Source organism: Microbacterium sp. bgisy203 (assembly GCF_057706945.1).
The window spans coordinates 18,628-40,939 of the sequence record NZ_JBYIPF010000004.1; the positions used below are offsets into that span (position 1 = coordinate 18,628).

20 protein-coding genes and 1 tRNA gene are annotated in these 22,312 nt (G+C 70.4%); 10 read left to right on the forward strand and 11 right to left on the reverse strand.

Annotated features, from left to right (window positions below; translation table 11 throughout):
- Positions 1 to 9: 9 nt before the first annotated feature.
- From AC3ENQ_RS07915 to AC3ENQ_RS07925, 3 genes are read right to left on the reverse strand one after another with little or no spacing between them, the layout of a single operon-like run.
- The gene (locus AC3ENQ_RS07915; RefSeq protein WP_431803385.1) at positions 10 to 1,248 is read right to left on the reverse strand and encodes a PP2C family protein-serine/threonine phosphatase; all 1,239 of its coding nucleotides are present in this window, start codon (positions 1,246 to 1,248) and stop codon (positions 10 to 12) included.
- A gap of 9 nt (positions 1,249 to 1,257) precedes the next feature.
- The gene (locus AC3ENQ_RS07920) at positions 1,258 to 1,809 is read right to left on the reverse strand and encodes an FHA domain-containing protein FhaB/FipA (protein ID WP_431803387.1); all 552 of its coding nucleotides are present in this window, start codon (positions 1,807 to 1,809) and stop codon (positions 1,258 to 1,260) included.
- The gene (locus AC3ENQ_RS07925) at positions 1,806 to 2,546 is read right to left on the reverse strand and encodes an FHA domain-containing protein (protein ID WP_431803389.1); all 741 of its coding nucleotides are present in this window, start codon (positions 2,544 to 2,546) and stop codon (positions 1,806 to 1,808) included. Before AC3ENQ_RS07925 ends, AC3ENQ_RS07920 begins: the two co-directional genes overlap by 4 nt.
- Positions 2,547 to 2,750: 204 nt before the next feature.
- Here AC3ENQ_RS07925 and AC3ENQ_RS07930 point away from each other — a divergent pair.
- Positions 2,751 to 2,834 (forward strand) — tRNA-Leu (locus AC3ENQ_RS07930).
- A 384-nt stretch (positions 2,835 to 3,218) separates the two neighbouring features.
- On the opposite strand, the gene AC3ENQ_RS07935 is transcribed toward AC3ENQ_RS07930, so the two are convergent.
- Positions 3,219 to 3,860 carry a GntR family transcriptional regulator gene (locus AC3ENQ_RS07935; protein ID WP_431803391.1) on the reverse strand — a complete coding sequence of 214 codons (642 nt, stop codon included), beginning with the start codon at positions 3,858 to 3,860 and terminating at the stop codon, positions 3,219 to 3,221.
- Positions 3,861 to 4,266: 406 nt separating this feature from the next.
- Between AC3ENQ_RS07935 and AC3ENQ_RS07940 the strand changes: the two genes are divergently transcribed.
- The gene (locus AC3ENQ_RS07940) at positions 4,267 to 4,473 is read left to right on the forward strand and encodes a cold-shock protein (RefSeq protein WP_076691931.1); all 207 of its coding nucleotides are present in this window, start codon (positions 4,267 to 4,269) and stop codon (positions 4,471 to 4,473) included.
- Between the two features lie 62 nt (positions 4,474 to 4,535).
- On the opposite strand, the gene AC3ENQ_RS07945 is transcribed toward AC3ENQ_RS07940, so the two are convergent.
- Positions 4,536 to 5,219, reverse strand: coding sequence for an HAD hydrolase-like protein (locus tag AC3ENQ_RS07945; protein WP_431803393.1), 684 nt, complete (start codon positions 5,217 to 5,219; stop codon positions 4,536 to 4,538).
- Positions 5,220 to 5,318: 99 nt separating this feature from the next.
- On the opposite strand from AC3ENQ_RS07945, the gene AC3ENQ_RS07950 reads away from it, so the two are divergent.
- The gene (locus AC3ENQ_RS07950) at positions 5,319 to 6,899 is read left to right on the forward strand and encodes an HNH endonuclease signature motif containing protein (protein WP_431803395.1); all 1,581 of its coding nucleotides are present in this window, start codon (positions 5,319 to 5,321) and stop codon (positions 6,897 to 6,899) included.
- Positions 6,900 to 6,999: 100 nt separating this feature from the next.
- Here the strand turns inward: AC3ENQ_RS07950 and nucS are convergent, their stop codons facing one another.
- A complete protein-coding gene (nucS, locus tag AC3ENQ_RS07955) occupies positions 7,000 to 7,695 on the reverse strand; it encodes an endonuclease NucS (protein ID WP_431803397.1) in 696 nt (231 codons plus the stop codon).
- A gap of 39 nt (positions 7,696 to 7,734) precedes the next feature.
- Positions 7,735 to 8,913, reverse strand: coding sequence for an MFS transporter (locus AC3ENQ_RS07960; RefSeq protein ID WP_431803852.1), 1,179 nt, complete (start codon positions 8,911 to 8,913; stop codon positions 7,735 to 7,737).
- A gap of 169 nt (positions 8,914 to 9,082) precedes the next feature.
- Between AC3ENQ_RS07960 and AC3ENQ_RS07965 the strand changes: the two genes are divergently transcribed.
- The 7 genes from AC3ENQ_RS07965 (at position 9,083) to mnhG (ending at position 16,531) form a co-directional block, all read left to right on the forward strand.
- Complete coding sequence (locus tag AC3ENQ_RS07965; RefSeq protein WP_431803399.1) at positions 9,083 to 10,129, forward strand: LacI family DNA-binding transcriptional regulator; 1,047 nt, start codon at positions 9,083 to 9,085, stop codon at positions 10,127 to 10,129.
- A 77-nt stretch (positions 10,130 to 10,206) separates the two neighbouring features.
- Complete coding sequence (locus AC3ENQ_RS07970; RefSeq protein ID WP_431803401.1) at positions 10,207 to 13,173, forward strand: Na+/H+ antiporter subunit A; 2,967 nt, start codon at positions 10,207 to 10,209, stop codon at positions 13,171 to 13,173.
- On the forward strand, positions 13,170 to 13,742 hold the full coding sequence (locus AC3ENQ_RS07975; RefSeq protein WP_431803403.1) for a Na(+)/H(+) antiporter subunit C: 573 nt from the start codon (positions 13,170 to 13,172) through the stop codon (positions 13,740 to 13,742). Before AC3ENQ_RS07970 ends, AC3ENQ_RS07975 begins: the two co-directional genes overlap by 4 nt.
- Positions 13,742 to 15,307 carry a Na+/H+ antiporter subunit D gene (locus tag AC3ENQ_RS07980; RefSeq protein WP_431803405.1) on the forward strand — a complete coding sequence of 522 codons (1,566 nt, stop codon included), beginning with the start codon at positions 13,742 to 13,744 and terminating at the stop codon, positions 15,305 to 15,307. Before AC3ENQ_RS07975 ends, AC3ENQ_RS07980 begins: the two co-directional genes overlap by 1 nt.
- Positions 15,304 to 15,888: a Na+/H+ antiporter subunit E gene (locus AC3ENQ_RS07985; protein ID WP_431803407.1), complete on the forward strand. Its 585-nt coding sequence runs from the start codon at positions 15,304 to 15,306 to the stop codon at positions 15,886 to 15,888. The genes AC3ENQ_RS07980 and AC3ENQ_RS07985 overlap by 4 nt, the downstream gene beginning before the upstream one ends.
- Complete coding sequence (locus tag AC3ENQ_RS07990; protein WP_431803409.1) at positions 15,885 to 16,154, forward strand: MrpF/PhaF family protein; 270 nt, start codon at positions 15,885 to 15,887, stop codon at positions 16,152 to 16,154. Before AC3ENQ_RS07985 ends, AC3ENQ_RS07990 begins: the two co-directional genes overlap by 4 nt.
- A complete protein-coding gene (gene mnhG, locus AC3ENQ_RS07995; RefSeq protein WP_431803411.1) occupies positions 16,151 to 16,531 on the forward strand; it encodes a monovalent cation/H(+) antiporter subunit G in 381 nt (126 codons plus the stop codon). Before AC3ENQ_RS07990 ends, mnhG begins: the two co-directional genes overlap by 4 nt.
- Before the next feature lie 21 nt (positions 16,532 to 16,552).
- Here mnhG and AC3ENQ_RS08000 read toward each other — a convergent pair whose 3' ends face one another.
- From AC3ENQ_RS08000 to AC3ENQ_RS08015, 4 genes are all read right to left on the reverse strand, one after another.
- On the reverse strand, positions 16,553 to 17,992 hold the full coding sequence (locus AC3ENQ_RS08000) for a phytoene desaturase family protein (RefSeq protein ID WP_431803413.1): 1,440 nt from the start codon (positions 17,990 to 17,992) through the stop codon (positions 16,553 to 16,555).
- Entirely contained in the window at positions 17,989 to 18,558 is a 570-nt protein-coding gene (locus tag AC3ENQ_RS08005) for an SRPBCC family protein (protein WP_431803415.1), read from the reverse strand. Before AC3ENQ_RS08005 ends, AC3ENQ_RS08000 begins: the two co-directional genes overlap by 4 nt.
- 213 nt (positions 18,559 to 18,771) lie before the next feature.
- Positions 18,772 to 21,462: a penicillin acylase family protein gene (locus AC3ENQ_RS08010; RefSeq protein ID WP_431803417.1), complete on the reverse strand. Its 2,691-nt coding sequence runs from the start codon at positions 21,460 to 21,462 to the stop codon at positions 18,772 to 18,774.
- Between the two features lie 202 nt (positions 21,463 to 21,664).
- Positions 21,665 to 22,309, reverse strand: a complete 645-nt coding sequence (locus AC3ENQ_RS08015) for a TetR/AcrR family transcriptional regulator (RefSeq protein ID WP_431803419.1) — start codon at positions 22,307 to 22,309, stop codon at positions 21,665 to 21,667.
- Positions 22,310 to 22,312 lie beyond the last annotated feature (3 nt).

Here is a 22,312-nt window from a genome sequence, read left to right on the forward strand (position 1 = left end):
CGGTGGCCGTCACGGTGTCGACTCCGCGGTCTGGCGGATCGTCTCGACGATCGATTCGGCGTCGGCGAGCGAACGCGCCGAGATCGTCTGCTGCACCGCGAGCCGCTGATAGAAGGGGAGGTCGCTGAGCAGGATGCCGGTCTCCTCGTACGGCGAGGAGAGCGAGATAGGACCGAGGTCCTGTTGGATGCCGCGGAAGATCACGACCGTGTCTTCGTCGGCGCCGACGAAGTAGCGCGACTGGGTCCAGCTGTACGCGCCGAACAGCGACGCCGCGATCGCGCCGAGGATGACCACGAGCCCGACGATCCACCAGATGCGGCGGCGGCGCGAGCGGCGACGATCCTCTTCGATGAGTTCCTCGAGGAACTCCGGGGCGGGCTCGAAGTGCGTCGGCTCGTTCGCCGCCTGACGGTTCGGGTGCAGCCAGCTGGTGCGCCCGGGGCGCGCCGCGGGCACCTCGACGCCTTGCGGGTTCGAGGCCGAGCCGACGATCGTCGGGGTGCCGCTGAAGACGGGATGACTGCCGCCCACGTCGACGATCACGATCGTCACGTTGTCGGGCGCGCCGCCGTCGAGAGCCTGCTTGAGGAGGATGTCGGCGGTGCGACCCGGTGGGAGATGCTGCGCGAGCGCCTTCTCGGTGTGCGCGTCGTCGACCACGCCCGAGAGGCCGTCGGAGCACAGCAGCCACCGGTCGCCCGCCTGCGTCGGCATGATGAACGTGTCGACCTGGGGGTCGGGGTCCATGTCGCCGAGCACGCGCATGAGCACCGAGCGGCGCGGGTGGTAGCGCGCCTCTTCCGGGGTGATGCGGCCCGAGTCGACGAGGCGCTGGACGAACGTGTGATCGGTCGTGATCTGGGTCAGAGCGTCGTCGCGGTAGAGGTAGATGCGCGAATCGCCGATGTGCGCGATCACCGCGTAGTCATCGACGAAGTCGAGGGCGCTCACGGTCGTCCCCATGCCGGCGAGTTCGGGGCGCTCGGCCACCGTGTCGATCAGGAGCGTCGCGGTGGAGGTGATCGCCTCCTGCAGGGCGCGCTCGGCGTCGGTCGGGTTGTCGAAGGGCTCGTCGAGTTCGCGCAGTCGATGCACCGCGATCGACGAGGCCACGTCGCCGCCCGCGTGCCCGCCCATGCCGTCGGCGACGACGAACAGGTTCGTGCCGCTGTAGCCCGAATCCTGGTTGTTGGAGCGCACCTTCCCGGTGTGGGAGATGGCGGCACTCGACCCCTCGAAGACCATGGCGCCGGCTTACTTCCGCAGCTCGAACGTCGTGGCGCCGACCTTGATGGGGGCGCCGACGAGCACCGGGACGGGGCTCGCGACGCGCGCTCCGTCGTGCCAGGTGCCGTTCGTGGAGTCGAGGTCCTGCAGCATCCACTGGTCGCCCCAGAGGAGGAGGCGGGCGTGGTGGCTCGAGGTGTAGTCGTCGCGGATCACGAGGCCCGATTCGCTCGAGCGGCCGATCGTCAGCGGCTCGCCGGTGAGGGGAAGTTCCAGGCCGGCCTTCGGGCCGCTCGTGATGATGATGCGCGACACCGACTCGCGGGTGGCCTTGCGGGGGCCTTTGGCGCCCGGCGCGGTGGCGGCGGCATCCTTCGCCGGCTTCTTCGTGACCGGCGCGGTGGCTGCCGCGGCGGGTGCCGGTGCGGCTGGAGCGGGAGCCGCCGCGGGGGCGGGGAGCTTTCGCACCTTCACGCCGAACACGTCGGCGCGCAGCGAGTAGACCACCGCGAAGACGAAGAACCACAGCAGCAGAAGGAAGCCCACCTGCAGCAGCAGCAGGGTCAGTTCGCTCGTCACGCGAGGCCCCCTCCCCCGCCGATGCCGAACGCGCGCGTCGCGTCGGCGGCGGAGGTCGTGGGGCGGGGCGGCGTCGCCTGCGCGACCACGCGGAAGGTGATGTCGGTGCGCCCGATCGTGATCACCGAGTCGGGCGGCAGCGGGGCTTCGGCGATCGGGTGGCCGTCGAGCTTCGTGCCGTTGGTCGAGCCGAGGTCGCGGACCATGGCGCGCTCGCCGTCCCAGAGGATCTCGACGTGGCGCCGGCTCGTCCCGGCATCCGCGATCGTGATGTCCGCGTCGGTGCCGCGGCCGATCACGGTGCGGCTCTTCGCGAGGGGATGCCGTTTTCCTTCGACATCCACCACTCCCCGCCACGACACCGTGCCGGCGGCGGTCTGCGAGGCGACGCGCAGTGTGCCGGTCGGGAGCTGCTCGTCGCCGGAGAGCGAGATCGACACCGGTCCCGCGAAGCTGAAGCCCTGGGCGGACGCGTGCTTCTGCACGAGCGCGAGCAGCTCGTCGTCGAGGGTCGAGCCGAGCGAGTGCATGCGTTCGAGGTCGGCGGGCGCCATGCGCACTTCGAACGAGTTCGGCGCCAGGATCCGGTCGCGGCTGACGACCGCCGCCTTCGCGTCGATCTCGGTGCGGAGGGCCGCCGCGATCTCCACCGGCTGGATGCCGCTGCGGAAGGACTTCGCGAACGCGCTGTTGACGGCGCGCTCGAGTCCCTTCTCGAAGCTGTCAAGTAGTCCCACGGGGCTCCTCTGGCCTGGTTGGGCCCTGCTTAGGTAGGTGGCCGGTGCGTACATGCTAGTTGCACACCCTGGAAGACCCCGGGAGAACGGCGCCGCGCGGGTGCGCGGGACGGGCCGCGGGGGCAGTCGTCGGGATTCTGCGGGGGATCCGCCACATGATATCCTCGGGAAGTTGACTCCACGGATCTTCGGATGCCGTGGAACGCGCGAGTGGCGGAATAGGTAGACGCGCTGGCTTCAGGTGCCAGTGCCCGCAAGGGCGTGGGGGTTCAAGTCCCCCCTCGCGCACGCAGTACTTTTTGGGCCCCTGATCTGGGTTTTCATCCGGATCGGGGGCGCTTGCGTGTGCGGTGGGTGCCGGCGGTGATGGTGCCGGTGCGGGCGGGGTGTCCCGTATTCAGTCTCCGTGACGCCCGTCGGCGGTGAGGATCGCGGGTTTCCGCGGTCGGGCGCGGCTGCGCTCACCCCACAGACTTACTACGGCACGCGCTACCCGGGTGTCGCGTCGCTCTGCACCTCGCTCCGATACGCCGCCTCGAAGCCGAACGCGCCGTAGACCGTCGGGCCATGTCCGTCGCCGCCGCACCCGCCGTCCCGTTCGAGCCGCGGTCGCTCCGAAGGGTCAGCCGTGCGGTCGTACTCATCCTCGGTAGTTGCCGAGGGCTGGGGCGCTCAGCCGATGCCGTGTAGGGAGCGAAGTTCGCGCTCCGCGGCGTCGGCGTCGCGTGCGGTGACGTGGTCGCGAAGGCGCCGGTAGCCCTCCGCGCGCGAGATCGGGCACGCGAGGAACGGCTTCCAGCCGCGCAGGTTCCGCTGGACGGTGAGGGATGCCTCGCGGATGATCCCGATGAACATCGAGTTCCCGGTCAGTTTCGTGACGTGTTCGAAGAAGATGCTCGAGGTCTCGAACAGCGAAAGGGTGTCCTCTCGATCGGCGCTGGCGATGACGGCATCCAATTCTCGGGCGAGGCCGGTGAGGTCGTCATCGGTACACCGTTGCAGCGCGAGGCGCAGCGCGTTTCCCATGAAGTAGGCGGTGAACTCCCCCGTCTCGTTGCGGAGGGTCTCGGTCGGCTCGGTCACGCGGGTGTAGCGGCCGACCGCGACCTCGACGAGACCGAAACGCTCGAGACGCTGCAGGGCCTCGCGCACCGGCGTGCGCGAGACGCCGAGCTGCGCGGCGAGGTCGATGTCGCGCAGACGGCTTCCGGCGGGCAACGTGCCGTCGAGGATGGCTTCGCCGATGCGGGCATAGACCTCATCGCTGAGAATCGTGCCGCCGGTGAGATCGATCGGGGGGAGGATGGCGGTCATCGCGCGCAAGTTTACGAGGGCCTCCTATGAGATCGCGACTCTCCGGCCGTGAAATCGCGTCGCACCACGTCTGCGGTTCTCGTCTCCGGTCCTCGCGCGAGAAGTCACGATTGGGAATCTCTCGGCCAATTCTCACGCTTGTGCCCTCCCGCGGTGGGCGATATATCAGTACAGTTGGCGCTGTCACGCTGAGCGTGGCCTATCCGGGGGGATCCGTCGACGCCCGGGCGCACGCGCAGAGCGCGAGACGCCCGGGCGTCGAATGGTTTTGCCGCCCGTTCTCGGATTTTTCTTGCAACGTTTATGTCACCATCGCCGTCACAGTGCGGCGCGTGTCGGTGCGCGCCACTAGCGTGGGACAGGATCGGCGCGTTCGCGTCGACTTCGCACGTCAGTAAGGCAGTTCATGGCAACGCAGGGCACCGTCAAGTGGTTCAACTCGGAGAAGGGCTTCGGGTTCATCGCTCCCGATGAGGGCGGCGCAGACGTCTTCGCTCACTACTCCGCGATCGACTCGAGCGGCTACCGCTCGCTCGAGGAGAACCAGCGCGTCGAGTTCGAGATCGCCCAGGGCCCCAAGGGCCTGCAGGCGGAGAACATCCGACCCCTCTGATCCGATGACGGCCCGCTTCGTGCGGGCCGTTCTCGTATCGTGCTCGTCGACGGGCCCGGCACTCAGGGCGCCGGCTCGTCGACGAGAAGCAGGGTGCGCAGCTCGTCTATCGTATCGACGACAGCGGCAGCGCCCTCTGACTCGTGCGGCCAGCTGAAGCCCCACCGCACGAAGATCACCGGCACGTCGTTCGCCGCGCCTCCGTCGATGTCGTGGTGACGGTCGCCGATGAGCACCGGGCGACTCGTGTCGGCGCCGGCCACCTCGAGGCGCCGCAGCGCCTCGGCGACGATGTCGGTCTTCGAAGCGAGCGTCTTCTCGTCTGCCGTGGCACCGACGACGGCCTGCAACGACGGCGCCAGGTCGAAGTGCTCGACGAGGGCGGCGACCTGGATCTCGGGCTTCGAGCTCGCCGTCGCCTGTGCGACTCCGGCCGCGGCGAGGGCACCGATCAGCTCCCCGATACCCGGGTAGAGCTTCGCACCCGTCGTGTAGCCGTCGGCCTTGCCGATCGTGCGATAGTAGGCGACCGCCTCGGCGGATTCCTCGGGCGTCATGCCGATGTTGGTCTGGAACGACTCGAACATCGGCGGACCGATCCAGTGGACGAGCTCCTCGCGCGTCGCCGCCGGCTTGCCGAAGTGTTCGAGCGCGATCGCGAGACGTCGCAGGATGCCGTCGGACGCGTCGACCACCGTGCCGTCCACATCCCAGAGAACACAGGTGAACGGGGAGCGCGCGGTCATGGTTCCAACTTAGCCGGACGCCGACCGCATCGATGAAATATTCGAACCTATTCGCGTCGCGGCATTGCTATTTATGTTCGATTCCGAGATGATGGGGGTATGACGTTTCTCGGTGATCTTCGCGACGGTGTGGCCCGTCTTGCGATGTTCGCTGAGCTGGACTGCGACGTGGTGGGGTTGGCCGCGGGGGCGGGATGCCTGAGTGATGCGTCGGTGCGTGACGCGTTCTCGGCCGTCGCGGCGCTGTCGCGGGAGGTGCAGAAGCTGGAGGTCGTGCTGGCCGGGGTGATCGCCCAAAGGTCGGCGCGAGCGGCGGGGCATGGCGGCCTCGCGCAGGGTGGGGGTTTCCGGGGGCCGGTGCAGATGATCCAGGAGATCACCGGAGTCTCGCGGGGTGACGCGGTGCGGGCGGTGAAGGTGGGGGAGGCGGTCGTGGCGGGGTTCGCCGGTGCCGGTGATGACGGTGCGGGTGGCGACGGTGCGGGTGGCGGTGACGGGGGTTCGGGCGAGGATTCGTCGCCGGTGCGTGTGGTGCCGTGGCATCAGCCGCTCGGGGACGCGTTGCTGGCGGGGGTGGTGACGCGGGCGCAGGTGGATGTGATCCGGCGGGGCCTCGGTGAGCCGCCCCAGGTCGTGGGGCGTGCGGACGACGAGGTCCGCGAGGTGTGGCGGGTCGCCGCGTCGCAGCTGATCGACGAAGCGCCGAGCTGCACGGTCGAGGATCTCGCCGCGTCGGCGCGGGCGGTGCGGGACGCGCTGGACCCCGCGGGAGCTGAGGCGCGGTGGACGGAACGCTATGAGGCGCGGTCGTTCCGGATGCGGACCGACGCCGACGGCACCCGCCGCGGATACCTCGTGTTCGACGATGCGACCGCCGCGTTCTGGGAGTCCGTGATCGCCGCCGCGCTGCGCCCACGCCGCGGAGGACCCCGGTTCATGACCGATGAGGAACGCGCCGCCGCGGACGAGCTCCGTGAGGACCCGCGAACGAACGACCAACTCGCGTACGACCTGCTCACCGATCTCGTGCAGGTCGGGGCGACCGCGAACGAGACCGACGTGTTCGGGGCGCGGCAGGCCGGGGTCAGAGTCGTCACCATCGCCGGTGCTGTGGGCGAGGCGGATGCCGATGGGTCGCTGTTCGGCCGGCTCCTGCGCGGCGGGCGGGGTGGCGCCGATGACACGGCGCAGACCGGGCACACCGAGGATGGAGCGACGACGTTGCCGGGAGCGATGGTCGAGCGGATGGTGTGCAACACCGGCATCGTGCCCCTCACTGTCGACGCGTGCGGCAACCCCCTCGATCTGGGCCGGGAGCAGCGACTGTTCAGTCCCGCCCAGCGTGTTGCCCTTGCAGCGCGCGACGGCGGATGCGTGTGGCCGGGCTGCGACCGGCCGCCCGCGATGACCGAAGCCCACCACATCGACGAGTGGGTGAAGGACGCCGGCCGCACCGACATCGACCGCGGCGTGCTGCTGTGCGCGTACCATCACGTCCATCTGCACGTCAGCGGGATGCGCATCGTCCGCGACGGGAAGGAGCGTTTCCTGCTCCTCCCACCGCCCGGCGACACCGACACCCCGATCGAACTGCGCTCGAAGTCCCCGCTGCGGTGGATGTTCGACCCACCCCCACGCACCCCTTGGCGCGCACCCCGCGCAGCAGCACCCACTCGTTGAGCGAGCGCGGCGAGTCGGCGTGACACGCACTCGCTCTCCGGGCACTGCCCGGTCGCCCCGCGAGCGCAGCGAGTCGAGACGCCCGTCTCGCGAGCGGAACTCAGAAGAGGCGCGGGGCGCCCGACTCGGTGCCCTTCATGTCCTCGTAGTCGAGCGTGACGCAGCGGATGCCGCGGTCACCGGCGAGCACCTTCGCCTGCGGCTTGATCTCCTGGGCCGCGAAGACCCCGCTCACGGGCGCGAGGTGCGGGTCGCGGTTCAGCAGCGCGAGGTAGCGCGTCAACTGCTCGACGCCGTCGATGTCGCCCCGGCGCTTCACCTCGACGGCGATCGTGCCGCCCTCGGGGTTCCGCAGCAGCAGGTCGACCGGGCCGATCGCCGTCGGGAACTCGCGGCGCACGAGCGTCAGCCCGTCACCGATCACCCCGACCTGCTCGGCGAGGAGGCGCTGCAGATCGGCCTCGACGCCGTCCTTCTGCAGCCCGGGGTCGACGCCGAGCTCATGCGATGAATCGTGCAGCACCTCGTAGATGCGGACGAGCAAGGCATCCCCGGTCTTCGCGTGCGTCACCCGCCAGTGCTCGCGCACACCTGCCGACGCCGACTCGTCATCGGGCATCTCGACGGTGAGGGTACAGGGCGGGCTCATCCAGTTGAGTGGCTTGTACGATCCGCCGTCGGAGTGCACGAGCAGCGATCCGTCTCCCTTGTGCACGAGCAGGCGCGTCGCGAGCGGCAGATGCGCGTTGAGACGGCCGGTGTAATCCACGGAGCAGCGGGCGATGACAAGACGCACCCGTCGAGTGTACGCGGGGCGAACGCAGGGCGGAGCGGCTCAGTGACCGCCGCGGCCGACCTTCGAGCCGGCGATCGGGCGCGCCGCCCCCGAGGCCAACCCGCTCATCACGATGAGGCCGACGATGATCCACAGGGTGGGCAGGATGCCGATCTGGTGGCTGATCCAGCCGAGCACCGGCGGGCCGCACAGGAATGCCACGTAGCCGATCGTCGCCGCCGCCGACACGGATGCCGCGGCCTTCGTCGGATCGTCGGCCGCCGCCGACATCCCCAGCGGGAACCCGAGCGACGCACCCGCTCCCCACAGAGCGACACCGACGAACGCGAGCGGCAGGTTGGGCGCCAGGATGAAGATCGCCAGGCCCACGCCCGCCGTCACCGCGAGGACCCGCAGCGCCCACACGCGTCCGATGCGGTCGACGATCGGGCCGCCGATCGCACGGAACACCGTCATCGACACCGAGAACACCGTCAGGAAGATCGCGCCGGTCGCCTCGGTCTCGCCGTGGCCGTCGACGACGGCGATCGTCAGCCAGTCGTTCGCGCTGCCCTCGGCGAACGCCATGCCGAGGATGATCGCGCCGATCGCCCACGTCCGCGGGTCGCGCCACACCGCGAGCGACGCCATGATCCGCTCACGCCGGGTCGAGACGGGAACCCCGGCATCCTCCGCCGAATCGGTACCGGGCGCGTGCGACGGAACGAAGCGCAGCGCGCCCGTCGTCACGACGATCCAGACGAGCGCGACGACACCGAGATGCCACGAGACGCCGACCTTCCAGGCCGCCATCGCGACGCCGATCCCCGCGCCGGCGACCGTGCCGAGACTGAAGAACGCGTGGAACAGCGGCATGAGGGTGCGCCCGAACGCCTGCTCGACCGCCGCCGCCTCGACGTTGATCATGACGTCGGTCGCGCCGAAGCACAGACCCATGAGCGCGAGGCCCGTCGCCGCGAGGGCGTAGGAGCTCAGGGCGTCCACGCCGAGCGCGGCGAGCAGCAGCCCGATCGCGACGCCGACGACCGTGACCGACAGACCCCGCTTCGCGCCCCAGCGCGCGACGATCACGTTCGCGAGCATGACGCCGGCGAGCGACCCCGTGCCCATCGCGAACAGCAGAACCCCGACTTCGAAGTCGTCGATGCCGAGGTTCGACTTCACCGCGGGAAGGCGCGATGCCCAGGATGCGAACGTCACCCCGCACAGCAGGAACAAGGCGAAGACCGCGGTGCGCCACTGTACGAGCCGAAGGCGGTCGGCCGCGCCGGCCGCGAAACTGCCGGGCGTCGCGGCGTCACGCGCGACGGGGGCATCAGGAGAAGTCACCTCGGCAGTCTACCGAATCGATTCGACGCGCGGGAACGGGCCGCGTTACGATGCAGGGGTGACCACACGCCGGGCGACCATCTCCGACGTCGCCCGCGAGGCGGGCGTCTCGCCCTCGACGGCATCCGTCGTGTTCAGCGGCAAGACCCCCGTCTCCGACGCGACGCGCCAGCGCGTCATGGAGGCGGCGACGACCCTCGGCTACACCGGACCCGACCCCCGTGCCGCCTCGCTGCGTCTCGGACGCAGCGGCATCGTGGGCGTCGTCGTCGGGTCGAGCCTCAACTACATGTTCCTCGACCCCGTGCAGCGCCTCATGATGGACGGGCTCGCCGAGGCCGTGGCCCCTCTCGGCGCGGGACTGCTGCTCCTGCGCAGCCACAGCGACATCGAGAACGCCCCCACCATCACCAGCGCCCCTCTCGACGCCGCCGTGCTGATCGGCTGCGACGCGCCGCTGCGCGACTCGCTCGAGACCGCGCGCCAGCGCGGCCTTCCCATCGTCGTGATCGAGGGGGATGCCGGGCCCGACGTGCCGCAGATCCTCCTCGACAACCGTGAGGCGCAGCGCACCGCGGCCGAGCACCTGCGCTCGCTCGGCCACGAGCGGGTCGCGATCGTCACCCTCCGCGCGAGCAGCGACCTGCGCGGCGGGTGGCTGCGGGACCGGTCCGACATCACCATCGACGTCACCCGCGAGCGCCTCGACGGCGCGCGCGATACGTACCCGGATGCCCCGGCGCTCGTCACCGCGGGCAGCTCGATCGATCAAGGACTCGCCGCCGGACGCGTACTCTTCGCCGACCCGGGCAGGCGCCCCACCGCCGTCATCGCGCAGAGCGACCTGCTCGCGGCGGGCGTCATCCGCGCCGCCGAAGAGGCGGATCTCCGCGTCCCCGAGGACGTCAGCGTCACGGGCTTCGACGGCGTGCCGGTCGACGGTCTCGCCCCTTACGAGCTCACGACGCTCGTGCAGGCGCCGACCGACAAGGGGCGCGCCGCCGGCGCCGCGGTCGCCGCCATGCTCGAGGGCGACCAGCCGGCATCCGTGCTGTTCACCTGTACGTTCCGCGTCGGGAATACGACAGGACCCGCCCAGGTCTGACGCGGCGGCGCGGACGCCGGGCGCGCACGGCACGGGTAGACTGTGAGTCCGACCCCCGCGACCGTCAGGAGGCCCGTTTGCTCGTGCTCCTGGCTGCGTTCGCGGCCCTGCCGCTGACGTTGCCGTGGCTCGTGGGCAGACTCGGACCTCGCGCGTTCTACATCGCGGCCCTCGCCCCCGCCGCCGGATTCGTGCACGCCGCGATCCTCACCCCGCAGGTGCTCGCGGGCGACACCCCGACCGAGTCGGTGACGTGGATCCCGCAGCTGCGCCTCGACATCTCGATGCGGATGGACACCCTCGGGTGGCTCATGGCGCTCATCGTCACGGGCGTCGGCGCCTTCGTCATGCTCTACTGCCGCTGGTACTTCGACGGCAAGAAGGACGGCGTGGGCCTGTTCAGCGCCACGCTCCTGGCCTTCGCGGGCGCGATGTACGGGCTGGTCCTCACCGACGACCTCATCATGCTCGTGATGTTCTGGGAGATCACGAGCATCCTGTCGTACCTCCTGATCGGCTTCTATCACTGGCGCGGCGCCAGCCGGCGCGCGGCTCTGCAGGCGCTCCTCGTGACAACCCTCGGCGGGCTCGTGATGTTCGTGGGTGCGGTCATCTTCGTCGTGCAGGCGGGGACGAACAGCCTCTCGCAGATCCTCGCCGACTACGCGGCACCGGGGTCGGCCCTCGCCGCGAACCCGATCATCGACGTCGCGATCGTGCTCCTGCTCGTCGGCGCGCTCAGCAAGTCGGCGATCTTCCCGTTCCACTTCTGGCTCCCCGGCGCCATGGCCGCGCCGACTCCCGTCAGCGCGTACCTCCACGCCGCCGCGATGGTGAAGGCCGGCATCTACCTCATCGCCCGCGTGGCGCCGTTCTTCGCGCTCGCCGCCCCGTGGCGCCCCATCGTCATCACGCTCGGCGTCTTCACGATGCTCCTCGGCGGCATCCAGGCCCTGCGCGAGACCGACCTCAAGCGCATCCTCGCGTTCGGCACGGTGAGCCAGCTCGGCCTCCTCACCGCGATCCTCGGCTACGGCACGCGCGACGCGGCTCTCGCGGGCATCACGCTGCTGCTCGCCCACGCCCTCTTCAAGTCGTCGCTGTTCCTCGTCGTCGGCGTCATCGACCGCCAGCTCTCGACGCGAGATATCAACGAGCTCTCCGGCGTCGGGCGGCAGGCGCCCACGCTCGCGACGGCGGCGACGCTCGCCGTGGCATCCATGGTCGGATTCGTCCCCATGCTGGGATTCCTCGGCAAAGAGGCGGCGCTCTCGGCGCTGCTCGAGTCGAACGGCGAGCCCTGGGGGACGATCGCCCTCGTCGGCATCGTGGTGGGCTCGGTGCTGACGACCGCGTACGGCCTGCGCTTCCTGTGGGGCGCGTTCGCGACGAAGAAGGATGCCGACGGCACGCCCCGTCCGAAGACCGCGTGGCCCGACCCGCCGCTGGGCTTCCTCGCCTCGCCCGTCATCCTCGCGACGCTCTCGCTGCTGCTCGGTTTCGCCGCGCCCTGGCTCGACCGAGCACTCAGCGGCTACGCCGACCAGGCCGCGCCGGGAGAGTACCCGTACCATCTCGCGCTCTGGCACGGATGGGAGCCGGCGCTCTTCCTCTCGCTCGGCAGCATCGCACTCGGTGTCGTGCTCTTCGCGTACGCGCGGCGTACCGGGAAGACCCCGCGACGCCTGCTCACCTTCACCGCTGCCGACGTTTACAACCTGAGCCTGCGCGGCCTCGCCCGCCTCGCAGTGTGGACGACGACCTTCACGCAGCGCGGGTCGCTCCCGGTGTACGTCGGCACGATCTTCGTCGTCTTCGTCGCCGCGGAGGGGACGGCGCTGCTGGCCAGCCCGCAGTGGCGCATGGAGTTGGATGCCTGGCAGACGCCGTGGCAGCTGGTGGTCGCCCCCATCATGATCATCGCCGGCCTCATCGCGGTGCGTGCCCGCAAGCGTTACACCGGCGTCGTCCTCGTCTCGGTGACGGGGCTCGGCATGGTGATCCTGTTCGCGACGAGCGGGGCCCCCGACCTCGCCCTCACGCAGGTGCTCATCGAGACGGTCACCCTCGTGGCCTTCGCGCTCGTCCTCCGCCGCATCCCCGCCCGCCTGGGCGAGCACAACGCGTCGGTGTGGCCCGTCGCCCGCGCGGTCCTCGCGATCGCGGTCGGCGCGACGATGGCGATGGTCGCGATGGTCGCGACCGGGGCGCGCATCCACGAGCCGATATCCACGGCCTTCCCCGAGCTCGCGTACGACATCGGCCACGGCAAGAACGTCGTCAACGTCGCCCTCGTCGACCTGCGCGGCTGGGACACGATGGGTGAGCTCTCGGTGCTGATCCTCGCGGCGACCGGCGTGGCCTCCCTCGTCTTCGTCACCCATCGCTCCGACCTGCTCTCGCGGGCGATCTCGCCCTTGCCGACCGGCCTCACCCGCACGCGTCGGCCACTCGTCGAGACGGCCGCCGGCCCGCGGCCGCGGGCGAGCGCACCGGACTCGACCCGGCAGGCCTGGCTCGTGGGCGGGGCGCGGGTGCGACCCGAGAATCGGTCGATCATGCTCGAAGTGGTGGTGCGCATCCTCTTCCACTCGATCATCGTCGTGTCGATCTACCTGCTCTTCGCGGGCCACAACCTCCCCGGCGGCGGCTTCGCCGGAGGCCTCGTCGCCGGTATGGCGCTCGTCATGCGCTATGTCGCGGGCGGTCGCTACGAGCTCGGCGCCGCCGCGCCCACGGACGCCGGGCGCCTGCTGGGCGCGGGCATGACGCTCGCGATCGGGTGCGCGGTGATCCCCCTGCTGTTCGGCGCGGCGCCCCTCACGAGCTACTTCTGGGAAGCCGACATCCCCGTGCTCGGACACGTCGAGTTCGTGACGTCGACGATCTTCGACGTGGGCGTCTACCTCGTGGTCGTCGGGCTCGTGCTCGACGTGCTGCGCTCGCTCGGCGGCGAGGTCGACCGACAGGCGCAGGAGCTGCGTGAGGCACAGGCATCCGGTGCGTCGCCCGCTGTCTCTCCGCGGGGGGTGAGCGCCCCGTGAGCGTCTCCGTGGTCCTCATCATCATCATGGGCGCCCTCTTCGCCGCCGGCGTCTACGCGATGCTCGAGCGAAGCCTCACGCGCGTGCTGATCGGCTTCCTCCTGCTCGGAAACGCCGCGAACCTCTTCCTGCTCGTCGTGATGGGGCAGCCCGGGATCGCCGCCTTCTACGGCGACGGCGATCCCTCGGAGATGAGCGACCCGCTGCCGCAGGCCCTCACGCTCACGGCGATCGTCATCACCTTCGCGGTCTCGGCGTTCCTGCTCGCCCTCATCTACCGTTCGTGGCAACTCGGCCAGGCCGACACCGTCACCGACGACGAGGCCGACATCGCCGTGCGCGACCGCGCGATCGCCGACGAGGAGGCGATCGACGACGAGACGGCGATCGAAGACGAAGACGACGACGCCACGACCGACTTCCTCGGAACGGACACCGCCCCCATCACCGTGCTGCACCACCGCGACTTCGACGGCATCCGAGACGACGCCCCCACCGACCGCCCTCGCACCCGGCACACGGGCGACAGCGACAGCGGATCGCATGACGAGCGGGGAGGGGAGAGCTGATGAGCGCTCTCGTTCCCCTCCTCGTCGCGCTGCCCCTGCTCGGCGCGGGCGTCGCGCTGGTCTTCGGTCGACAGCGGCGGGCGCAGGTGATCATCTCGATCGTCACGCTGACGCTCGTCCTCGCGATCGCCGCCGTGCTGCTCTACGCGGTCGACTCGACGGGCGATGCGATCGCCGTATCCGTGGGCGGATGGCCGGTGCCCTACGGCATCGTGCTCTACGTCGACCGGCTCGCGGCGCTCCTCGTCGTCGTCTCGAGCATCGTGCTGCTCGCGGTCCTCCTGTACTCGGTCGGTCAGGGCGCGGCCGACGGCGACGACGATACGCCGGTGTCGATCTACCACCCGACGTACCTCATCCTCGCGGCGGGCATCTTCAACGCGTTCATCGCCGGTGACCTCTTCAACCTGTACGTCGGGTTCGAGATCCTCCTCGTCGCCTCGTACGTCCTCATCACCCTCGGGTCGACCGAATCGCGCATCCGAGCGGGCGTGGTGTACATCGTCGTCTCGCTCGTCTCGTCGATCCTGTTCCTCGTCGCGATCGCCGCGATCTACGGCGCACTGGGCACGGTCAACATCGCGCAGATCTCGGAGCGGATGACGGAGCTGCCGCAGTCGACGCAGCTGGTGCTCCATCTCATGCTGCTCCTGGCCTTCAGCATCAAGGCGGCCGTCTTCCCGCTGTCGTTCTGGCTGCCCGACTCGTACCCCACGGCGCCGGCGCCCGTCACCGCGGTGTTCGCAGGCCTGCTGACGAAGGTCGGCGTCTACGCGATGATCCGCACCGAGACACAGATCTTCCGCGACAACGACGTGAACACGCTGCTGTTGATCGTGGCGCTCGCGACCATGATCATCGGCGTCCTCGGCGCCGTCGCCCAGGCCGAGCTCAAACGCATCCTGTCGTTCACGCTCGTCAGCCACGTCGGCTATCTGGTCTTCGGCCTCGCGATCGCGACGCCGCTCGCCCTCGGCGCGACGATCTACTACATGGTCCACCACATCATCGTGCAGACCACGCTGTTCCTCGCGGTCGGGCTTGTGGAGCGTCGGGCCGGGTCGACATCGATCCTCAAGGTCAAGGGACTCATGCGGGCGGCCCCGGTGATCGCGGTGCTCTACTTCATCCCCGCCGTGAACCTCGGCGGACTGCCGCCGTTCTCCGGCTTCATCGGCAAGTACGCCCTCTTCGATGCAGCCGCCGAGGTGGGTACCCCGATCATGTATGTGCTGATCGTCGGCGGCATCATCACGTCGCTGCTCACCCTGTACACCCTCATGCGCGCGTGGAACCTGGCCTTCTGGCGTGAAGACGACGACCACGCCGACGAGCAGGCCGTGGTCGGACGCATCGAGTACCTCGGCGATGCGCCGGCCGCCGACGAGCAGAACGAGCGCCGCGTCATCCCGCGGATCATGACGGCGACGACCGCCGGCATGGTCGCCGTCACGCTCTCCCTGACGGTCTTCGCCGGCCCGCTGTACGCCCTGTGCGCGAACATCGGCGAAGCGCTCATGCACCCGGTGTCGCTCGTCCAGCTGCAGCAGGAGGCCGACCGATGAGCCCCACTGCCAAGGCCGTCCTCACCTCCGTCTGGCGCCAACTGCCGTTCTTCCTGTGGCTCATCGCCCTGTGGATGCTCCTGTGGGGGCAGTTCACCGTGCTCGCCGCGCTCACGGGCCTCATCGTCGCGATCTTCGTCACGCGGGTCTTCCGTCTGCCCCCGGTCGAACTCTCCGGCAGGGTCAACCTCTGGTACGGGTTCGTGTTCATCGCGACCTTCCTCCTCGCACTGGTCCGCGGCTCCCTGCTCGTGGCCTGGCAGACGGTCAACCCGACGCGCTACCCGGGTGCGGCGATCATCGCCGTGCCGCTGCGCACCGACGACGACCTGATCATGGCGCACGTCGGCGTGACGGCATCCCTCATCCCGGGCTCGCTCATCGTCGACGTCGACCGCGACCGGCGCATCCTGTACCTGCACGTCATCGGCGTGACATCCGACCGAGACGTCGAGAATCAGCGCCGCGCCGTGCAGGGGTGGGAGTCGCGCATCGTCCGCGCCGTCGGATCGCGCGCACAGCTCGAGGCGATCGGACGGACCGGGGCCCAGTCACCCCGTGAAGGGGGTGCAGGGGTGTGAACGCGCTCATCGTCGTCATCTACATCGTCTTCGCGATCGCGGGCCTGCTGACGCTGTGGCGGATCATCGTCGGGCCCTCGATCCTCGACCGCGCCGTCGCCTCGGACGTGCTCTTGACGCTCGTCATGTGCGTGCTGGGCGCCGACATGGTCATCAATCACCACATCCGAAGCCTCCCGGTGCTGTTGATCATCGCCGCCGTCGGCGTGTTCGGCTCGATCGCCATCGCCCGCTTCGTCGCACGAAGGGACAACACCGACCGATGAACGAGATCCTCGACGCCGTCGCGCTCATCCTGGTGCTGATCGGCGCCCTTCTGTGCCTCACCGCCGCGATCGGCCTGCTGCGCTTTCACGACGTGCCGACCCGGCTGCACGCGGCGACCAAACCCCAGGTGCTCGGTCTCATCCTCATCTGCATCGCCGTCGCCCTCTCGCTGCGCTCGTGGCAGGTGGTGGCCCTGCTCCTTCCGATCGTCGTGATCCAGCTCGCGACCGCACCGCTGTCGGCGCACATGGTGGGCCGACAGGCCTACCGCAACGGGACGCTTGATGAGACGTCGCTCTACATCGACGAGCTCGCCGAGTCGCGGCGCACACCCCCCGCCGAGTCGCGGCGCACACCCCCCGCCGCGGGCGGCTGAGCGGTCGACTCTCGGCGGAGATCAGGGTGCCAGCGACGGCATCCTTCCGACGCCGAACTCGCGGCGCAGCACGCTGCGCGCCGCGAACCACCCCGACTGCCCGTGGACGCCGGGACCGGGAGAGGTCGAGGCCCCCGTGAGGTAGATTCCGGGCATCGGCGTGACCCACGGCTCGGGACTCGCGACGGGGCGTGCCAGCAGCTGGCGGAACGTCGCCGCGCCCGCGCCGATGTCGCCGCCGACGTAATTGGGGTTCTCGTCGGCGAGGTCTTCGGCGCTCCAGCTGCGTGAGGCGACGATGAGATCGCGGAAACCGGGTGCGTGACGCTCGACGGTCTCGATCACCGCCTCGGTGCGGTCGAGGGTCGAGCCGGTCGGGACGTGCGTGTACGTCCAGAGGGAGTGTCCGCCGGCGGGCGCTCGCGAGGCGTCGAAGGCCGACGGCTGCGACACGAGCACGTAGGGGGATGCCGGATGCCGCCCGGCGAGGACCGCGTTCTCGCTCGCCGCGATCTGCGCGCGCGTGCCGCCGAGGTGGATCGTGCCCGCGCCGGCCAGACGCTCGTCGGCCCACGGCACCGGTCCGGAGAGGGCGAACTGCACCTTCGCGGCGCCGCTCCCGTAGCGGAAGCGCTCCAGCCGGGCGCGATAGCCCGCCGGCATCCGTCCGCCCGCCAGGCGGATCAGGGCGCGCGGGGTGACATCGAGGACGACGGCACGCGCGGTGAGCTCCGAGGTGCTCCGCACCTCGTGGTCGGTGACGATCTCGCCGCCGTGAGCGCGGAGGTCTTCGGCGAGGGCGTCGGAGATCGCCTGGCTTCCGCCGAGCGGGATCGGCCAGCCCGCGGCGTGGGCGTGGGCCTGGAGGGCGAGCCCGGCAGCCGCGCCCACGAGGCTCGGCTGGTGCATGATCGCGTGTGCGGCGACCCCGGTGATCATCGCCGGCGCCGTCTCCTCGGCGAAGCCCGCGTTCCACAGGGGCGAGCCCTGCAGGAGCGCGCGGATGCCGAAGCGCGCCAGCACGACGGGGTGTGGGGGGACGCGCAGGAGCGGGGAGCCGGTGAAGCGGGCGACCTCGCGCGCGCGCTCGGAGAGGGGACCGATCAGGCGCCGGTACGCGGCGCCGTCGCGGCCGAGAGAGTCGACCGTGCGGTCGAGGTCGCGGTACGCGAGGCCCGAGCGACCGCCGGGCAGCGGATGCGCGAACGAGATGTCGGGGGTGACGAAGTCGACGCGGCGGGAGAGCCCGAACGCCCGGAAGAAGGGCGACGCGACCGCGAGCGGGTGGACGGCGGAGCACGTGTCGTGTCGGAAGCCGGGGGCGACGTCCGCGGCGGTGCGCGCGCCGCCGCCGAGCGTGGACATCCGCTCGTAGACGCGCACCGACAGGCCAGCACGGGCGAGGGTCACGGCCGCCGCGAGAGCGTTGGGACCCGATCCGACGATCTCGACGTCGGTCATGCGCCCGTCCCGCGCTCGGGGTGCGCATCCCGGGCGATCGTCACGTCGGCCACGGCATCCGGTTCGGAAAAACCCTGCTCGGGTCGCGGGACGGCGGTGCGCGCCGTGTGCTCGCCGGCTTCTCGCTCGCGCCGCCGACCCTCGCTGAGATACGCGAGGCGCCGCAGGGTCTCCTCGTTCCGGAAGTGCAGGAGCGGCGCCCAGAGGAAGCGGGGAACGAAGCGCATCGCGCCCGACACCGGCTCTTCGCCCATTCGCACGACGCAGCCGTCGCCTCGGGGCTTCACGTCGATCACGACGACCGCTCGGCCGAGCGGACCCGCCTTGGCGCGCAGGCGCACGCGCTGCGTCGGCGACCACTCGACGATCTGCGTGTCGTCGTCGAAGAGGATCGGCCACGCGCCGAGAGAGTGATGGATGTGCGACCCCTCGGCCGGCCACTCCGGATCGACGGCGCGCATGCGGGATGCGCCGACCACCCACGCAGGGTAGAGCCATCCGTCGCCGAGGACGGCGAACACGTCCTCGGGGGTGCAGTCGAACAGTCGAACGCTCGCGGTCGCCATGGGGCGAGCCTACGTGAGCGGTGCGATCGCGTTCCGGGGTTGACAGCCCCCGGTCATTCGCTGCGCTCGCTCAGCGAGGGGGGCTTCAACCACGGGATGCCTCCAGGAGAGCACGCGTTCTTCGGAGATTCGCGCCTCTTCGGATGGATCGGCGCGAAAACATCCGAAGAACGCACGATCTCCGAAGAACGAGCGGGGAGGGACCGCGGCGGGTCAGCCTGCGGGGGTCAGGGTCAGCGTGTCGGTCGCGGCGGCGCGCACCGCGTCGAGCGAGAACGGCCACGGGGTCTGGCGCTGCTCCTGCCACGCAGCGACCTGGTCGATGTAGTTCGGGTGGAAGGCGTGCCCACTCGTTCCGGTGAGGTGGTTCCAGCGCGACGCGTCGAGGTCGGCGAGGTCGACCGTCATGCGCATCGACGGCACCGTCGAGGTCGCGAAGCTCCCCGACCCGAGTCGCCATCCGGTCGCGTCGACGACCGCCGAGCCGCCTCCGACCGGATACGGACCCCGGTTGAAGAGCGCCTCGATCGGCGCGATGCCGCTCTGCCCGAAGGTGCCGCTCGTCAGGGTGATCGCGTGCAGGTCGCCCCAGTTCCAGGCATCCGGGTCATCGCCCTGCAGCTCGACGAGGCGTGTGTACGCGTCCTTCGCAGAGCGCTCGAGCATCTCGCGCTGACCCGCGACGTCGATCTGGTCGTTCGTCCACCACGCCGAGCCGGGGTCGTCCAGGAGCGTGTCGACGACGAGGAACAGTCGCCCGTGGTCGGAGAGACCGACGGCGGGCTCGCGTCGGGAGAACAGGTTCTGGGCCAGCTCGTCCCACAGCACGTTCGCGTACGCGGCGGCCGCCGAGTCGGGCGCGTTCTGGGCATCCCACTGCTGCAGGAGGTCGAGGGCGCCCTGCGCGTCGGCGTCGTCGAGGGAGACGTCGGCGTACGCGGCGATGAGGCGGGTTCCCATCCAGAAGTCCTGGTCGGCTTGGATGGCGCTCATCGTGTCGGCCGTGAGAGGACCCTGGGCGATCGCGCGCTGCAGCAGGTCGGTGATGCGCGCCGCCCGCCACCCGTAGTCGAAGTCCGACCCGAGGAAGTACGGGTAGTCGGCACCGACGACGGGGTTGTTCGCCGTGACGATGTACCCCTCGTCAGGGTTGTAGGCGACGGGGAGCTCTGCGAACGGGATGAAGCCCGTCCAGTCGTACGCCGAGTCCCACCCGGGCTGGGGCATGGTCCCGTCGCCCGCGCCGCGGATCGGCAGCTTGCCCGGAGCCTGGTAGCCGATGTTCCCCTCGCGGTCGGCGTAGACGAGGTTCTGCGAGGGGACGTCGAAGAGGGATGCCGCGAGACGCAGCCCGTCGAAGTCCTGCGCACGGTTCAGGGCGAAGATCGCCGCGGCGGTGGTTCCGGCGTCGAGCGCCGTCCACCGGAGCGACACCGCCCAGTCGCCCTCGGGGACATCGGTCGGTGGCGTCACGGCATCCGTCGACCCCGTGTAGGGATCGCCCGCGACCTTTCCGAGATCGTCCGAGACGCCGGAGATGATCGGCCCGTGCACGGTCGAGCGCACCTCGAGGGTGACGTCGTCGCCCCCCGCGACGCGGAACGTCTCGGTGCGGATCTCGAGCGGGACGAGCTGCCCGTCGCGCCAGTACTGGTCGCCCTGGACCTTTTCGAGGTAGAGGTCGGTGACGTCGGCGGTGAGGTTCGTGAACCCCCACGCAATCTCGGCGTTGTGCCCGATGACGACGCCCGGCACGCCCGAGAACGAGAACCCGGCGACGTCGAACGGGCACTCCGTGGCGACCGCGCGGCACCGGAGGCCCACCTGGTGCCACACACTCGGGAGCGACGCGCCCAGGTGCGGGTCGTTGCTGAGCAGCGGCAGGCCGCTCTCGGTGTGCGCGCCCGAGACGACCCACGAGTTCGACCCGATGCCCTCGCCCGCCTCTCCCACGAGGAGCGAGGCCGCCTCGACGACCGATCCCACCTCCGACCACTCGACCACCGCCGACCGATCGGTGTGGGTGGAGGAGGCGGCGGATGCCGTGGGCGCGGACTCGTCCGACGACGACGCGGGCACCGCGTCGAGCCCTGTCGTGATCGTCGGGACGATCACGGGGTTCCGGTCGGACGGGTAGGCGGGGTAGAGGTCGGCGATCTGCTCGGCGGTGAAGCTCTGCGCGAGGAGGGCCCGCTCGATCTCCTCCTCGATGTTGCCGCGGAGATCCCACGCCATCGCCTTCAGCCACGCGACCGAATCGGCGGGCGTCCAGGGCTCGATCTCGTAGTCGGCGTTCTGCAGGCCCAGCACGGCGTACTCGAGCGACACGTCGGCGCCGTCGTGCTCGGCGAGGTAGGCGTTGACGCCCTCGGCGTAGGCCTCGTAGTACCCGCGGGTGGTCTCGTCGAGGGCCGCGACCTCGGCTTCCGCGACCGTGCGCCAGCCGAGGGTCCGCAGGAACTGATCGGTTGGCAGCTGTGAGGCGCCGAACAACTCCGAGAGGCGCCCGCTCGTGACGTGACGGCGGAAGTCCATCTCCCAGAAGCGGTCCTGGGCGTGCACGTAGCCCTGCGCGAACAAGAGGTCATGCGACGAGTCGGCGATGATCGTGGGGATGCCGAGCGCATCGCGCAGCACCTCGACGTCGTCGGTGAGACCGGCATCCGAGGCCCCGGCATCCGAGGGTGCGGGCACCGTGATCGTCCCGCTCAGCTGCGGGAACGACCGCTGGATCGTCCACACCACCGCGCCGGCGGCGATGAGGGCCACGACGACGAGCCCGACGAACACGCTGTAGAGGATCAGCCCGATGCGCCGTGCGCGGCGGCGCCGCGGCGTCGGCGTGTCGTCAGTGGATGAGGCGACCGTCCGGTTCGCGCCGGTGAGGGAGGGGAGATCTGACATCGTCGTCGAAGCGCTTTCCGGAGGCGGCGTTCGGGTGGACGACGCAGGCGCTTCGGTGGCATCCGCGTCGATGTCGGCCCGCACCCCCCGTCAGCGGGCCGTCCTTCGCATCCTAGCCCCCGTGTCGGCGCCGTCTCGTGCGCGCCCGCGACTACGAGCCGCGTCGCCCGACCGAAGACGAAATCGCCGCGGCCGCCGCGTACTACACGTCCTGAGCGAGGATCTCGGGGTGCAGGTCGAGGAGCTCGGCCTGCTCGCGCCACGAGAGTCCCGCGATCGACAGCACGACCCGCACGACGGCGGCCGACGCGTCGTGCGTGCTGAGCCGCAGTTCGCGCAGCGTCGAGCGGGCGGTCTCCTCGATGAGGAAGGCGAGCAACTCGGGCGGCACGTCGCCGCGGAACGCCCCCGAGGCGACACCCTCGCTCGTGAGCTCGCGCACGCGGCGGCGCAGCGGCGCGAGGGCGCGCACCGTCTCGTGCACGTGCACATCGTCGAGGGCGATGTTCGCCGACGCGCGCACGGCGGATGCCTCGCGCCACAACTGCACCGCCATGCGGGCGAGCGCCACGCGGGGGTCCGGATCGACGGTCTCCTCCGCGATCGCGTTGAAGCGCCCCGCGCCGACGGCGATCACTTCGCGCAGGAGACTCTCGCGGTCGGCGAAGTGGCCGTAGAGTCCGCGCCGCGAGAGCCCGGCGGCCTGCGCGATGGCATCCAGCGACGCGTGCGGATCGACCGCGAGCACCGCCTGCGCAGCCTCGACGAGCGCCGCGCGGTTGGCGGTGGCGTCGCGGCGGCGCGCGACCGGGCGCTGGTCGCGGCGGGACGGGGCGGGCGAGCTCACGCG